Source organism: Verrucomicrobium sp. BvORR034 (assembly GCF_000739635.1).
Taxonomy (GTDB): Bacteria; Verrucomicrobiota; Verrucomicrobiia; order Verrucomicrobiales; family Verrucomicrobiaceae; genus Verrucomicrobium.
The window spans coordinates 1-15,345 of sequence record NZ_BATQ01000149.1 but is presented as its reverse complement, the minus strand read 5'-3'; the positions used below and the strand labels follow the sequence as shown (position 1 = coordinate 15,345).

Annotated in this window: 7 protein-coding genes; 6 read left to right on the top strand and 1 reads right to left on the bottom strand. The window is 55.5% G+C overall.

Features of this window, described 5'->3' with window-relative positions; translation table 11 throughout:
• Positions 1 to 176 precede the first annotated feature (176 nt).
• Together BV034_RS26230 and BV034_RS26225 are read left to right on the top strand one after the other, a co-directional pair.
• A complete protein-coding gene (locus BV034_RS26230; protein WP_050029921.1) occupies positions 177 to 1,568 on the top strand; it encodes a Gfo/Idh/MocA family oxidoreductase in 1,392 nt (463 codons plus the stop codon).
• A 33-nt stretch (positions 1,569 to 1,601) separates the two neighbouring features.
• A complete protein-coding gene (locus BV034_RS26225) occupies positions 1,602 to 2,426 on the top strand; it encodes a helix-turn-helix domain-containing protein (protein ID WP_050029920.1) in 825 nt (274 codons plus the stop codon).
• A gap of 387 nt (positions 2,427 to 2,813) precedes the next feature.
• Here the strand turns inward: BV034_RS26225 and BV034_RS26220 are convergent, their stop codons facing one another.
• A complete protein-coding gene (locus BV034_RS26220) occupies positions 2,814 to 3,686 on the bottom strand; it encodes a PEP-CTERM sorting domain-containing protein (protein WP_050029919.1) in 873 nt (290 codons plus the stop codon).
• Between the two features lie 232 nt (positions 3,687 to 3,918).
• Here BV034_RS26220 and BV034_RS26215 point away from each other — a divergent pair, with 232 nt between their 5' ends.
• From BV034_RS26215 to BV034_RS26200, 4 genes are all read left to right on the top strand, one after another.
• The gene (locus tag BV034_RS26215; RefSeq protein ID WP_265593493.1) at positions 3,919 to 4,446 is read left to right on the top strand and encodes a hypothetical protein; all 528 of its coding nucleotides are present in this window, start codon (positions 3,919 to 3,921) and stop codon (positions 4,444 to 4,446) included.
• A 526-nt stretch (positions 4,447 to 4,972) separates the two neighbouring features.
• The gene (locus BV034_RS26210; protein ID WP_265593492.1) at positions 4,973 to 7,186 is read left to right on the top strand and encodes a hypothetical protein; all 2,214 of its coding nucleotides are present in this window, start codon (positions 4,973 to 4,975) and stop codon (positions 7,184 to 7,186) included.
• Between the two features lie 113 nt (positions 7,187 to 7,299).
• Entirely contained in the window at positions 7,300 to 14,331 is a 7,032-nt protein-coding gene (locus BV034_RS26205) for an RHS repeat-associated core domain-containing protein (protein ID WP_265593491.1), read from the top strand.
• Between the two features lies 1 nt (position 14,332).
• On the top strand, positions 14,333 to 14,788 hold the full coding sequence (locus BV034_RS26200) for an SMI1/KNR4 family protein (protein ID WP_050029915.1): 456 nt from the start codon (positions 14,333 to 14,335) through the stop codon (positions 14,786 to 14,788).
• The last annotated feature ends 557 nt before the right edge of the window (positions 14,789 to 15,345 follow it).

Genomic DNA, 15,345 nt, shown 5'->3' with positions numbered 1-15,345 from the left:
GCTAAAAATTAGGAATTAGGATTTAGGAATGGTGGCCCGGGTACAGCCCGCGAACCCTGGGGGGTTGTCGCGCTTGGGTGGGTAGCTCATTCCCAATTCATCATTTCTTCGCTCCATCCCGTCCGCTGATGGAATCGGACGAGATGGAGCGTTGAGTCCATCTTCACGCTCCCTCCATGAACTCCCTCACCTCCCTCCAGCAGACGAATACGCGGCGCGACTTCCTCAAGAACGCCACCCGGGCCACGGCCGGACTTTCCGTGCTCTCTGGCATCACGATCCCGTATGTGCATGCCCAGGGGGATGACACGGTCCGGGCCGCCCTGATCGGGTGCGGCGGTCGTGGTGCCGGCGCGGCTAGCAACTCCATGTCGGTGGGGAATGCCTCCATCCGCCTGGTCGCGATGGCCGATGTGCAGAAGGACCGCTTGAATGCTGCTCACGACGCTTTGGCGCAAAAGCACCCAGACAAGATGTCCGTGTCGGAAGACGCGAAGTTCATCGGATTCGACGCTTACAAGCAGGCGGTGGACATGCTCAAGCCTGGAGATGTGGCCATCTTCGCCACGCCCCCCGCGTTTCGCTGGGTGCACTTCAAGTACGCGATTGAAAAGGGCGTGAACATCTTCATGGAAAAGCCCCTGGCAGTGGATGGTCCCACGGCCAAGCGCATGCTGGAGCTGAATGAAGAGGCAAAGAAAAAGGGACTGAAGGTGGCCGTAGGCCTCATGTGCCGCCACTGCAAGATCCGCAAGGAGCTCTACAACCGCGTGCAGGACGGTGCGATTGGTGATCTCGTCCTGGCACGTGCCTACCGCATGCAGGCCCCAGTTGCCTCCTGCTTCTCCAAGCGCCGTCCGGAGGAGACGCCAGAACTCATCTGGCAGATCCAGCGGTTCCATTCCTTCCTCTGGGCCAGCGGTGGGGCTTACAGCGACTTCTTCATCCACAACATCGATGAAGCGTGCTGGATGAAGAACGACTGGCCGGTCGAGGCGCAGGCCAGCGGTGGCCGCACGGATCGAGGAGAGTACGTGGACCAGAACTTCGACCACTACTCGGTGGAGTACACGTGGAAGGACGGCTCCAAGTTCTTCTTTGAAGGGCGCAACATCACCGGCTGCCGCAATGAGTTCTCCACCACCATTCACGGGACCAAGGGCAGTGCCATCGTCTCCAGCGCCGGGCACCTTCCGGCCCGCAGCGCCATCTTCAAAGGCCAGCGCCGCAGTGCGGAAGAGACCGTGTGGAAGGGCGAATCGCCGGAGCCCAATCCGTATCAACTCGAGTGGGACGACTTCCTCCATGCCATCCGCAACAACGAGTCCTACAATGAGATGGAGCGCGGCGTGCAGGCCAGTCTGGTGACCTCCATGGGCCGCATGGCGGCGCATACCGGGCAGATCATCACCTATGATCAAATGCTGAACTGCCCGCATGAGTTTGCGCCGGATGTGGACAAGCTCACGCTGGATTCACCCGCCCCGATCCGCGAGGACGCAAATGGTCGTTATCCTGTGCCGCTTCCTGGTGTGAACCGGGATCGCGAGTATGCCGCTCCCGCCTGATAGGCGGACGGTTCTGGGAAATCATTCATCCCTATGCCCATGGAGTCGGCGGCGATGCCCGGCAGGCCTGCGATGGCTGCTGCCGACTCGTCGTTCGACGACCTGGGGGGCCTGCATGAGCTCTGCCGGCTTCGCTCGACGCTGGAAGGCTTTGCTGCGGTGCGTCTCTGTCAGCATCCCCGGCGCCAGGAGGTGTTGGAGGACTTTTCCAGACGCCTGGAGTCGATGCATGCCTGGGCCCGGCAGGGCCGCTTGCTGGAGTTCCGGCAGGAGGATGGGGAACTCCATCGCAGCCTGGTCTCCTCCTGCGACTCAGACGCGCTCATGCACTGCTGGGAGCATGTGAACGTGAAGCTGGAGGCCTGGATCCAGCATGTGCAGGAGGTGTACTGGCCCAGCCTGATGACGCTCTATCGCGAGCACGAGTTTCTCATCCAGGCCTGGTCATCGGATGAGCCCTGGGTTGCAGAAGCCGCCACGCATCAACACCTGGAGGCGGGTTGGTTCCGTGTCGCCGCGGCACGTGCTGAAGCGTCACCCGTGATGGATCCAGTGGAGCGTGCAACTTCCTTCCTTTGCACCCACTATGCGAGTACGGTGGAGGTCGGCTGGCTCGCGCAGAACGTCAGCTTTGTGAGTGCCAGTCATCTTACCCGGTGCTTTCGACAGAAGCTCGGTGTGTCCCCCTACGCATTCCTCAGACAGGTTCGCATGGAGCGGGCCGCCCAACTCTTGAAAACCAGCGCCGATGCCGTGGCGGTGATTGCCCTGAAGACAGGTTACAAGAACGGATCCCATTTCGCGCGGGATTTCCGGGAGAAGTATGGAATGACGCCCAAGCGCTACCGGGATGAGTGAGAGGGGATGATTAGCTCATATCACCCTACGCTATCTCAGCCGCCGAATATGGCCAAGTTGTTCCGAAGGCGACAACAGCGGTGTAGTCCGACGGTCCCCGTCGGTTGGTGAGCGGAGGACTGATCGGCCAATACGCTTAATCTCCTGACCACTCAGGAAGTTCCTGTCTCTTTCGCATCTCTCCGCCAAGACTACGGATGAGGTCGATCTCTGTGCGAGGGACGTTCACAGCACGGCAACGCTGGCCAACATCCTCGCTTCGTGAGCCTTCAAGAAAAACGCTCTCCACTACTCCAACCGAAGCTCTTCCTCGAAGGGGATTCGGCAACAAGTCCAACGTTGACGAGCTTCCAGCGAGTCTACGTTGGGTGGGAAGGTGATGGAGTTTTACTCCGAATGAGTTGTGGCGGTCTGATACGTGCTACGTCGTCGTCTCATCGCCATCCCCGCGAGCCCGCAGACCAGCAACAACGCCCGCCCCGGCTCCGGCGTCTGGGCCAGACTGACCCAGTCTGTCGCGATCCGCACTTCATCAAAGCCGGCCACGGCGGTCGTCTGACTGCCCGTGGCGAACCCTGAACCCAGGCGGATGCCGTTGAGGCCGTTGGCGAAGTAATCCCCGGTTGATGTGAAATAACCCGAGGTGGGCTCTGCACCCGACAAATCTGGATTCACGAACAATGTGGCGCGGTCATTAATGCCGCTCTGGTCAAACTCCACCTTCAGCACCAGTTGTGTCATCCCGGATACCGCTGGGCGGGATGCGGTGCTGGAGTTGAGATTCAGCGCGCCAAACGCACCCCACACGGAGCCCCCTCCGGACTGTCCGAGATAGGCCTTCTCTGAGCTCCCGTCCATCAGCGAGAATGCGATGAACCGGGATCCATCGCTCTCGTTGTCCACCAGGAAACTGAAGTACACGGTGCCGGTGTTGATCCGGTCAAACGAACGCGCCCCATAGATGCCATTGCCCGCTGTGCTGTTAGTCGCATGGCTGGGCGTGGAGGTGATACCACTGGTGGACACCAGCACCGTGCCATTGCCGCCACTGGTCGTCTGCTGAATGCTCCAGGGCGAGGAGAACCCCGCTCCGCCATTCAGCGTAGCCAGACTGGAGCCGACCGTGTAGTCAAAGGAGTCATGGGCTACCAGGATGGCCGAGGCCGACGACGCCATGACGTGCAACATCAATCCGGTGAGGACCGTCCACCCTGCCTTGGGGAAAAGAGCGGGAAGGTGAGAGATGAATGAGAAGCGCATGGCCCATTCCTGAGGGACTCGAGAGGGTCTGCCAAGGCTGGAGACTGTCGGCAGGAGGGAATGGCCGTATCCGGGTAGCGCGATGATCGGAATAGAACATTTCTTGCGGATGCCGGCAAGCTTGAGGGGAGGCCTGAGACCGATAGCTCAGGTCGCCCACGCTCTTGCAAGCTTGGTGACTTCATGGTAACAACACGCTTAGGTCAAAAACACTCCATCAACAAAAAGCTCCATGAAGTTTATCCCCGCATTTTTGGTCCTGCTCCTTGGTTTAGTCGGACTTTGCGCTCAAGAAACGGAAAAAATACCTCTGAATGAGCGTCGAACAACTGTGACGATCTGGAATCAGCACAATGGAGGATTCAACGACCGCGGATCCAAGGTCCTGAATGTTGTACTCATCACCAAGGGCAAAGAAGTGTTCCGAAAAGATGGGGTGGTGATTCCTTGGGAACGCGGCACCGATACTTTCGTCTCAGTGGTCGTCCCCTCGGTGCCGACTGACACCGTCCGGGTGGAGGTGGTCGAAAGCATCAACGAACGGCCTGGCCTCGCTGAAATTCAGTTTGTGCGGAAGGGCAAGAATCTCGCCAAAAAGAAAACGGTGCGTGTCAACGGCGTATGGGAAAGTCACCCGGGGGTAACGGGGGACACCCTCACCGATGAAATCACCACCTCGTCCAAACATCAACACGGCTACTGGTGCTCGCCCGACAAAGAAAAGGCCTGGGCAGAGGTTGATGTAAAGACCCGTGATTGATGCGAAATCCACTCGTTACTGATGCCGGGAGCAAGAGGGGCGATTGGAGCGGCATTCGGGAACAGTCTTTCTCGACTTGTTATGCAGGGGCCCCTTCATTTGGCGCTGCGGCCATCGGGGGCTGTGATTCATGTGTCGGTATACGTCTGAATGCTCTGGCTCTGCGTAATCTTGTCAATGAGGCTGGGCTTCAATTTCAATGGGGTCATGCTAATATAAATATGATGGCAAATAGTACGGGAGTGGCTGCAGGTCGATTTTGAAGCTCGGCTCACCACAAAGCCGTTAGGTTTGGCCAATTGTATGCTGTGCGTGGTCCCAACCACTTATGGAGCGTTTACAAGGTGAAACCGGCCCCTGTCTCATTCTTAGATCAAAGGATTGTTTCCAAGCGAGGTTGGTTGCGCTGCATGATGCAATTTTAAGACGCAACTTTGTGACTCTCTGCGGGTTGTTGTCACATTGGAAGGTATGGCGAGTCCGTTTCGGCCGCCCAGATGCATCGCGCAAACATAGGAAAGGTTCCTTGATTGCTTTTTCTGGAAGGAGGGGGGCGTTGACCGCTTTCTCTGTAGCCGTCCTCTTCTGGCATATCCACCTGCTGCCGCTGGGTGCAAGCTGGTCCGACACCAATGCGGACGGTGTGAGTGATACATGGACCAACCCGGTCTCCCAAATTGCCACCACCTTGACAGCAATGGATCTGCAGAATCTGGATGTTGACGGAGATGGTGCGACCAACCTGGAGGAGGCTCAAGAAGGCTCCAACCCGTTTGTTTTTGATACGGACATGGACGGCTTCGGTGATGGAGACGAACTGCATATTGTGCGGTTGGTCATGCCCGTCTCACTAACCACCTGGGATAGCGATGGAGATTCCTGCAGCGACTGGGACGAATACTATCAGTTCTATGACGTCCAGTACCCAGGGGGTATTCTCCCGTCATACGCGGGTGCCACTTACTACGACTATGACGGCGACGGATACAAGAATCCAGACGACCCAGCTCCTTATGATCCTTCAAACACGTCGTATGGAGCAAATGGGGCGACATATTACTGGAACGGAAACGCGCTCGGAGACGACGATGGTGACGGCATTGTCAATTTCAACGATTATTACCCGTACACCATCTTTGACGATGACAATGATGGCGTGACAAACGTTGACGATCCTGCGCCACAGGACGTGGCCAACTACAGCACCGTGAACAATAGAGAATGGTATGATCGCCTCTACGAAGATGCCGACGGAGACGGGGTGGCGAATTGGTGGGATTACATGCCAGAAGAGTTACCCTTAGATTCCGATTCCGACGGCTTTCCCGATTCCTATGACCCCGCCCCGCTTGACTTGTATAACACCAGCAGCATAAACGGTTTGTCCTGGGATTCTTGGGTCTACTACGACAATGATTGGGACGGTTTGGCGAACTTCTGGGATCCCTATCCTGATACGCCAATTGATACTGACGGGGATGGCATTGGAGATCAAATGGATCCGTTTGCGTACGATTCAGATAATTTAAGCTGGTACAACGGCATCAAATGGTACGGTGAAGTGTTGGGCGATGCTGATCTTGACGGTCTCCCAAATCATTTGGATACACTTCCCTATGGGCCGGATGCCGATGGTGACGGGCTTGGGTACGTGTTTGAGATGCAGCACGGGCTCAATGACCTGGATGTCGATTGTGATGATGATGGGCTCAGTGACTACGAGGAGCTAATGGTGTACTACACGGACCCAAGCTCTGCTTATGACTTGAGCAACCGCTTGGGTTGGGGGGCACTGTACACAGACTATTTCCTGGTTGACACCGCGGACCAGGACAGTGACGAAATTCCTGATCGAATCGAAGTTCATTTTGGCCTGGACCCTTTAAATCTCGCTGATGCCCAAGGTGACCTAGATTCAAATGGCCTCACCAACTTGGCGCAGTACCAAGCTGGGATAGCGCTTGATGTGGATCTCGTAGCATATGATTCGGACCTCGACGGGATGACCGATGTCTTTGAGAATTCATATGGGCTAGATCCAAATAATGCTGATGACGCCATTGGAGATCCCGATGGGGACGGTGTACTGAATTATGAGGAAGCGCGGCTGTTGTTGTCCCCATTCAATGCGAACTCGTTGTCTGCACTCCACCCTGGATGGGCACCCGACATCCGCTGGTTGATGGAGAAGAGACTTTATCCAGCGAATGATGCCCCCTCAGTAGATTCCGATGGCGATGGAGTTCCTGACTGGGCCGAATCTGCGCTGACATCCAGCAACCCAGTCTTCACCAGGGTTTCGCCGGGTGACCTTGATGGCGATGGCATGTCAGATTTGTGGGAGCATCGCTATGGCAAATGGAGGTATCCCGCCAAGGGGCTGGACTTGCGAGTCAATGATTCTCAGATGGATCCAGATCAGGATGGTCTGGTGAATCTTGTCGAGCACAACTTGGGGACTCACCCGTTGATGGCGGACACAGATGCCGACGGCGTCACGGACGCCAATGAGGACCAAGATGGGGATACGCTCTCAAACAGTGACGAGGTGCTGCTCGGCCTGAATCCTGCGCTTGCTGATTCTGATGGAGACGGAGTGGGAGACAAGAACTCAGCCCCGCCCAACGATCCCGATCGGGACGGATTGGTGAACTCGGCAGAAATGGCGCAAGGGAGAAATCCTGCGTGGAAGGATCATCCCGCAGTATGGCTCTCAGCCGCCGGATTTTCAACTCCCTAAGGGCAACCGCACCATCGCCTAACATGTTCAACGCAATCTCATTCAGCTTCGCCCGTCAATCGCCACGTTATGTAAGGTTCCTTCTCTGCCTGATCTTTTGCGCGTGTAGCTCCATGCTTTCAGCTCAGACAATCGAATCCGTGCTCAGAGCAGTGCAGGAACGGCATTGGATGCTGTTGATTCGCAAACGCATTGAGGAAGACAGTCTCCACAAGGCCTGGGAGTGGCGTCGGGACACGTTCGTGGCCCCGGACGAGTATCCGGAAGCGACCTTCAACGAGCCAGAACCAACTCTAACCCCAATCACTGAGTCACAACTGATTGACTGGCCCGAAGATCTTGATCCGTTTCCAGAAGATGGTGCTATCGATTCCATCAAATTGGGTGTGAGGGCCCTGGAGCAGGCACGGTCAGAATTGGATTGGCTGACGCGTACTGGATACATCGCTGCCAAAGCTAGCGTCTCGACTGTTGAAACAGAATCAACTGGTATTCCGCGGCAAGTACAGTGGACGCCATTGGGGCGAACGACGGCTGAAAATCTCCACGATCAGTTGCCCAGGTTTGCGTCGGCTGTCGACCAGTTGCGTGCGATTGAAAATTGGCCCGTCATTCAGAAACGAGGCTTTGTCGGCAGTCGGTGGGAAAATGCGAGGTGGGTTACTGTGGTGCACCCCGACAACACTGGTAGCTCATACTTTGAGTATGATGCGATAACGGGAGGGTCACTTTCCACTCCATTTTCCATTCAATCCAATGCTGGAACAAAGCGTGATCATCGGGGCTACGCCGTGAGCTGCGATCCCAATATTGAGTTCAGCAGGGATCCAGAAGGATTTTCCTGGATAGTTGAATCCGGCGCATTTCAGGTGACTGCTCCAGATGACAGCGTCACAAAGATTGGCCACCTTCAAACATCCGCAACCATTCAAGAAGGAATGGAGACTTTGGTGGAACCATCAGTATGGCCAGAAGTCGAAGCGCCTCATTTGGAAGTGCAGACGGAGCTCTACAAAAGAAGATACGAGGTGCCCTACTACAGTCGTGGAAAGTTTGGCGACATTGGAGAAAAACTGCGTCGCTTGTATCCCACCAAGCTTCCTGGTAGCCATTGGATTAAAGTAAATGGCGGCTCTGTCGTAGAGAACAAATCGAGAAGGTGGGGGGCAGAGAACGGAGGGACGGGTACTGGGCCAGTTGCATATCAAGCCGCCATGACCTGGATGGACCTGCCGGAAATCAATGTGGGCAATAGCGGTTGGACGAGCTATATCGACGATGCCGATCTTGTAGGCAGACTGGAGATGGCAATGTCATTTTACTGGGAGGAAGGCCTTACGATTGATGAAGTGTTTGGATACGAAATGCCTCTTTTGCCAAAGGTTAACTACTATCGGTCATCGACTGGCTCATCGGATGCTGACGGAGCTCGACATCAGCACTATCCAATCCAGGGTGCTGGATTCCAATTGATGACGGAGACCGTCGGTTTCCCGAATTTTACTGATCACTATCCAAATTCCAGTGCCAACGACGGAGTGGTGCCTTATGCAATTGGCACGGTGGAGCCGGTCTTCTCGGAGGAGTTTCCCGTGAGGGTTCACGTCGGACGAGGTGTTTCCGACCGTAATCAGACAGCGTGGCTGGAATGCGATTGGTCGGGATTCGGCTCGCTAAAATTGAGGGGTTCGAACGAGGCTTTTGAGGTCATCTACGAGACGGACCCGAATGTGGTGATTGTGGATCATGACAAACCGCTTTCCGTAGCCAACGTTGAACCAGGCTCGTTTGACTTCCCGCCAAGTGAGGAGTTTACGGAGCAGCAGAAGAACCAAAGCGGCTTCGAAAGCCGCGCGGCGTATCTGGCGGCTTGGCATCAGCCGAGGCTTTGCCAGGTGAAAGGGGGGGATCTGCTTGTCGAGATAGTGTATAAGACGAGCTATCGCAAGGAGTTGAAGTTCTACTGGGCAAAAGACGCTGGAGAGAAGGACGCCCGGGGATTCTACAATCCCACGGAAAGCTTGTCGTTCAAGACAGTGACCCTATGCAACCCCTCCGGACCGGATCCCGAAGAGACGCCTCGTCTGGCAACTGACATCAATCATCTGGTGGTGTTGGACAACGGGATCAGTCATTGGCTGGAGCGGGTAAAGGACGATCCCGAGGAGACTGAAGATCCAAAACTCACCTGGAAGGTGCGTGCCTACGACCACGAGGTGCCAGTCACAAGTATCGAGGAACCTTCTGATTGTCGTTCAAAGAATGACGTCGAGAGGCCGCTCTACTTTGAGTACGAGGGGGATAATCAGTGGCTGATGACAAGTCTCTACGATGGGGTTGCAAGTCAAACCGCCATCACATGCTTCAGCGGGATCAATCCATTTACCAGTACGGATCCAATTATCAAAAAGGTGGTTGTTACTGCTGGCGGGAAAACGCGTACTATGGAGGCTGAGTGGACCGTGAATGGGTGGAATTCTACCGGGTGGACTCCGAGTGAAATCAAGTATTCAGGCTCAAACTGGGAGAGGGATGGAACGGTGCTGACCTATGACGCTGACGGGTTCCCTGCTTTTGAGGTGTCGCAAGTAGACGGGAAGCAGCATATGTTGGCTCATACTTGGACGGGCTTGTCGCACACGACAGTCAGCAGCCTCGGAGGTATTCCATATCGGGTTGAGGTTGGTACCTATGAACCAGGTCTCCAAAAGTACAGTGTATCTGTAGATGACCATCCAAGTCACGTTGTCGAATTTGATCCTGCATCCTCATCGAGAGTGGCTCGCATAGTGTACTCAAACGGATATCAGGAAAAAACTGTTCGAACACTGCTTCAAGATGAAAGCACCTTCGAGCAGCTGACTGGCTGGGGGGAATTTTATCAGGGAGGGGTGAAATCCAAGGCTGTCTTAAACAGGTTTGGGGGAATGGTGAGCAAACGGATTTCCGCCGCAGGTGATCTGGAGTTGAGCAACGCAGAAGCGACTGAATTTACTGCGTGGGGTGCGCCTAAAGGCTATACCCTCAAGAGGGGGGAGAAAACCAGCCTCTATTACAATGAAGGCGTATCAAGCTCAGGCGAGCGGAGAATCTATGGGAGTCCCCGTGGTGGGACGGATGCCTCTGGAAACACGTTTGTGCTGGAGAGCCCAGATTGGCTCCTCAGGCCAGAGAAAGTTATCAATTGGTCAGGGACATACCACTTTGACTACAGTTCCCCCCTGCAGCCCAGCATGACCGCGCCTGGCAACAAGCAGGTGTCGAGCACGCTTTCCGCATTCGGCGATCTGACAGAGCATAGTGACACCCGAGGCTCTGGCCTCAGCATGAGCTTGAATGCAAATGGAGGAAGCGTTACGGTAGGTGGTCGAACTGTCGACTTGGATGGAGACGGACGATGGGGGATCACAGGTTCGAAAGGCGGTTTAGGCAGACGTGGGAGCGCCACGAGCTGGAGTGTGGAAATCATGGAGAATGGGGGCGGGCTGGGGAGATTGTGCGCCACCACGGTCTCTCGAGATGGGAATGATGGCTCCCATTTTGAAACTAAAACTTGGTTTGATGGGCATGGCAGACCCCTGCTGCGCCAGATTCCAGCCCCGTCTGGCGGGGATGACGTTCTGGCGGAAACCTGGACTTACAACGATGCTGCAAACACCGTGACTTACCTGGGTGGATCAGGTCCGTCCTTCAAACCGATTTCCAGGCGTCTAAGTCACGAGCCAAATGGGACTACGGTCACTGTGAGCGAAGGCGGCGTCGATCGTAGTCGCACAGTCAATCAGGTGGATGACAACAAAGTAATCACGATACAGGAGATATTTGACAACAGCGCGTTGCGATTTGACGCAGCAAACCCTCATGCCGGGAAAGACTGGATCGAAGTGTCCAGGACGGTTTACGACCCCACCACAGGAGAATCCACCTTCACTCCGTGGGGGCTCGCTGCTGCCCAGACCAAGATGAAAGCTGATGCACCTGGTGCGTCAACCTTCGTGACACAGACGCTCGGGCCAACAGACGATAAACCCCAAGTCGAGCTGGAAAATGGCAGAATTAAGCGGATTTCGGGCAGTAGCGGAGGAGTGGCGTTCGATCTGAATCAATGGGCCTATCCGAACGGAGAGCTTCGTAGTGTTCGAGGATCCATCGGGGGAGTTGCACACGGTATGGAGTGGGACGGCAGTGGCAGGATGGTTCGCAGCTTTGGACTTGGGTATGACCGTAGCTTCCAGTATGGTGGTGCGCCGGGTTACCAGGTGACGACGAGTGATTCCGTAACCGGAACAACACAAGTTGTGAAAAGGAACTCAGTCGGCGATTTTACTGAGTTGAGCGGGGATGTCGCCGAGCCAATTCTTGCCTCGACGGTTGATCTGGCTGGCGGCACAACACGCACTTCTGTCAATGGGTCATTGGTCGTGGACCACGCAGCAAACGGAGCCGTGCTCAAGAAGAACTATGCCTCCGGTTCATTGGTGGAGAATTTTGATTATCGACCAGACGGCACGTTGGCGAGTTCCGGCGTCGGCTTGGATATTGCAACATCCATTCATTCAGACAACTACCAGATTGCGGAAACGTTTCCTGGGGTTGGCACCGTAACGCAAACTTTTTCCAGCTTGGGAGCGCGCCGCCAGGTCCAAAGCCTGACCGACGGCCGACAGTTTTCCTATCTTCATGGTCAACTCTCCGAAGAGCATCACACGGGTGGCGTCTGGTCTGGGTGGGATGTAAAGCGGGGGGCTGACAACAAAGGCAGGATCAACGGTGCCAGTGTCAGCCAGGGTGACGCAATCGTGTCCAGTTGCACGTATGGCTACGACAACTTCGGCCGAATTTCCTCCGCAGGATCATCGACACTTTCTGCCACCTATACATACGACGCGTTTGGACGGGTGCAGACTTGCACTCGGGGAAATCTCACCACCACATGGGGCTACAACAACCGGGGCTGGCTCACTTCTGTAGGGACCAGGACAAGTGGCGGCCTTCTAGTCGTGAGCTCCAGTCACGGCTATAATCCGCGAGGGCTTCGAGTGTCGCGAACTTCGAATTCGGGAGTGTCGTGGTCGGGCATGACCTATGACGGAAATGGATGCCTGCGGGGGGCGAATCTTGGGAACGGGACCTCGTTGAACTACAACTATGATGCGCGGGGAAATCGATTGAGCGGCGGCGGCCCGGTGACATTCTTTGTCAATGGACTGGATCAAGTTACCGGTCGAGAACTCGGCCAAAGAGGGTATGGGGTCAGCGGGTCAGTTGCCGCTGGGGCGAAAGTCAGAGTGTTTCACCCCCTCGGACCAGTAGAGGGTGAGGAAATCACGGTGAACCAAAACACAGGGGCCTATTCTGCATTCTGGCCGGTGGCGCCCGAATGGAATGGCGGGGGGGTGACGCGAGTGGAGATGCTGGTCCGGGGGACCTTGGCCGGAGCGGGAACGGGCGGCACGAATGCGGTGGCTGACAAGCAAGTATGGGTGGTGGTGCCAGGCTTGGTTGAGAGCTTCGTCTATGATGGGTCAGGGCGGTTGGTTCAGGACAGTGAGTGGGTGTATTCGTGGAACGGGATGGGGCATCTTACCTCCATGGCTCGCAAGCCCGGCACCAGCAAGGAGGCGGACCTCATCAGCGAGGCATTGATTTTTCAATATGATGGTGATGGGCGACGGGTGCAGAGAATTCGAACCCGCACGTACGTAAACCTCCCGGCCAAGGTGGAGGCTAGCGCCATGTTGTGGGACGGCTGGCTCCCCATGCTTGAGGATCGAGTCGTGGACGGGGTCGTTCTCCCGCGCAGGAGGTTCGTTTGGGGGTTGGATATCACCGGTACGCTGGATGGTGCAGGCGGCATTGGAGGACTGATCGCCATCGAAGAACAAGGGGGTCGTATTTTGCTGCCGATCCACGACGGTCTCGGCAATATCACCAAGGTGGTGGACAAAGCGTCGGGCAGCACCGTCGCAGAATACTCTTACGGCCCCTATGGCGAAATGGTTGGTCAGTCGGGTGATGTCAACGCCTGCCCGTTCCGTTATCAGAGCAAGTACCACGATGCGGAGACGGGGCTGAGCTACTTTGGGTTCAGGTATTACAGCGCGAAGCTGGGGCGCTGGATCAGCCGTGATCCGCTTGGGGAGAGTGGCGGGTTTAACCTGTACGGGTATTGCGGGAATGATCCGGTGAACCGGTGGGATTATCTGGGGATGGCTTGGCCTTGGATAGGCGCAGAAAAACTCTTCGAAAAGTTTGACCTCCCTTTGGCTGAAGATAGCCCCATGGACTATGGGCATGATATTACTCAGTTTGAGTTTGCCGGGAAGCATCTTAGATCAAGCATTGAAGAGCAGCGTGCCCCTACATCCTATGAAATAGCGATGAGGCTAAGTCCAAAGGTGCCCACAGGGGGCGGGATGCTGCATCAGAGTAGGGGCATCGGTGCGCATCTCCTTGTGAGCACCGCAGAAATTTTCCAGCTTTTTGGATCGGCTGGATCTCTGAGTGAAGACTATTGGAACAACTACCTTTACCTCAACTATACAAAGGATGAACGTGAGGATGCTGCATTTGCCAGCAACGCGATCCAGATTGTTGGCCCCGCTGCGGCCGAAAAAGGCATTGCCGTTGCATCTCGCATGCTCCGTTTTGGTGCCAGGAAGGCTGCGCCCTACGTGCTTTCGGTGAGCATGGAAACTGCCCCGTTGCTGCCGGCAAGGAACGCGCTTTGGCCAAGTTGGGGGCTTGAAGCGGAGGTGATAGTTGCAAAAGATGGGGGGGCTTGGTGGCTAAGCACCAAGTGGACGCCGAAGGCTATCAACGGTCATAGGGTATATCAACGAAATGACCTGTTTAATCCTTCACAGTTGACGACGTGGAAAGAGCGTGGAAAGTTCGTTCAAGGAACGAATCTTGAGCGGATGAGAACGGGTCGTGCTCCTGTGGGATATGACGGGAAAGCCGTTAATCTTCACCATACAATCCAAACTGCCGATGGACCACTTGCAGAGGTTGCTGGCGGATTCCATCAAATGCACTATAATACTCTTCACATCAACACCGGGCAGTTGCCTTCCGGAATTGACCGTGCAGTATTCGACACATGGCGTTCGGAGTATTGGATTCAACGCGCAGCTGACTTTTAGTATGAGAGAATTCCATTCGACAGCAGCTCTGATTGAGCAACATCGCGGCAATGGGGTCGAGTTCGGCGAGCCCGAGGGGGCGCCGAGTGATCAGTGGATCCGCAAAGCAGAGCAGCGATTGGGGATGCCATTCCCTCCAAGTTATCTTTGGTTTTTGAGGAACTATGGAGGTGGGGAGATCACTGGTGATGAGGTGTTCTCGATATATCAGATGGAATTTGAAGAAGTTTTTGGTGGTGACATCGTGTTCAAGTATCTAGCCCACATAAAAGATGGCACGATAGCGGCAAGCGAGATTCCCGTGTGCGAAACCGATTTTGGCGAGGTTTTCATACTTGATGCCTCAGTGAGGGACGAAAGTGGAGAGTATCCCGTTTATCGATTATTCGGTAAAAACCGCGAGCTGTACGCGGCTAATTTTGCAGAATTCTTGGAGCGTAAAATTCGCAATAAATAAACGTGACAACCCATAGCAGGCCGTGCCAACAGGCTGCTTTCGACAATTGGGGCTCCAAAACAAGTGTCTCGTGAGCAGGGGCTTTTTGGGCGTGCTCTCTTACCGTCCGAACGCATCAACACACGGTCCCGCCACCATCCAGTGTTCGTTCCCGGCAACCGTTGGGGAGGGTGAGCGGTGTTTTTCAACCTGCCTCTTGCACACGAACCGGGTTGGATGCGCGACTTGTCTGGCTATGTGTCGCCACCTAGGCAGGATGCGATATTTTGTCAACCTGCCTGCGCCTGACAATGCGTCGAGCCGAGTGGGCGATTGAAGGGCGTCCAAGGTGCTGACGACCGTCGTGACTTCAAATATCAGCGGTTGCAGCTCTCCGAGGAGAAGCACGTGGCTGGCAGCTTTTGGAACGGGGCCATCCTGACCTGAAGCCAGGACGAGCAGGCCAGGAATGACGGCTACGGCGTCAATCTCCCTGGAAGTTCGGCGCGGGGCTTTGGGCGCTCGGGTAGTGTCCGTCAAGTTTCGCACTTTCAATTCTGGGGGTTCAAGAGGCTTAC

Bases quoted from the DNA above. Each gene is read 5' to 3' on its own strand.
- BV034_RS26230 (WP_050029921.1), top strand. From the start codon at position 177: ATGAACTCCCTCACCTCCCTCCAGCAGACGAATACGCGGCGCGACTTC.
- BV034_RS26225 (WP_050029920.1), top strand. From the start codon at position 1,602: ATGCCCATGGAGTCGGCGGCGATGCCCGGCAGGCCTGCGATGGCTGCT.
- BV034_RS26220 (WP_050029919.1), bottom strand. From the start codon at position 3,686: ATGCGCTTCTCATTCATCTCTCACCTTCCCGCTCTTTTCCCCAAGGCA.
- BV034_RS26215 (WP_265593493.1), top strand. From the start codon at position 3,919: ATGAAGTTTATCCCCGCATTTTTGGTCCTGCTCCTTGGTTTAGTCGGA.
- BV034_RS26205 (WP_265593491.1), top strand. From the start codon at position 7,300: ATGCTTTCAGCTCAGACAATCGAATCCGTGCTCAGAGCAGTGCAGGAA.
- BV034_RS26200 (WP_050029915.1), top strand. From the start codon at position 14,333: ATGAGAGAATTCCATTCGACAGCAGCTCTGATTGAGCAACATCGCGGC.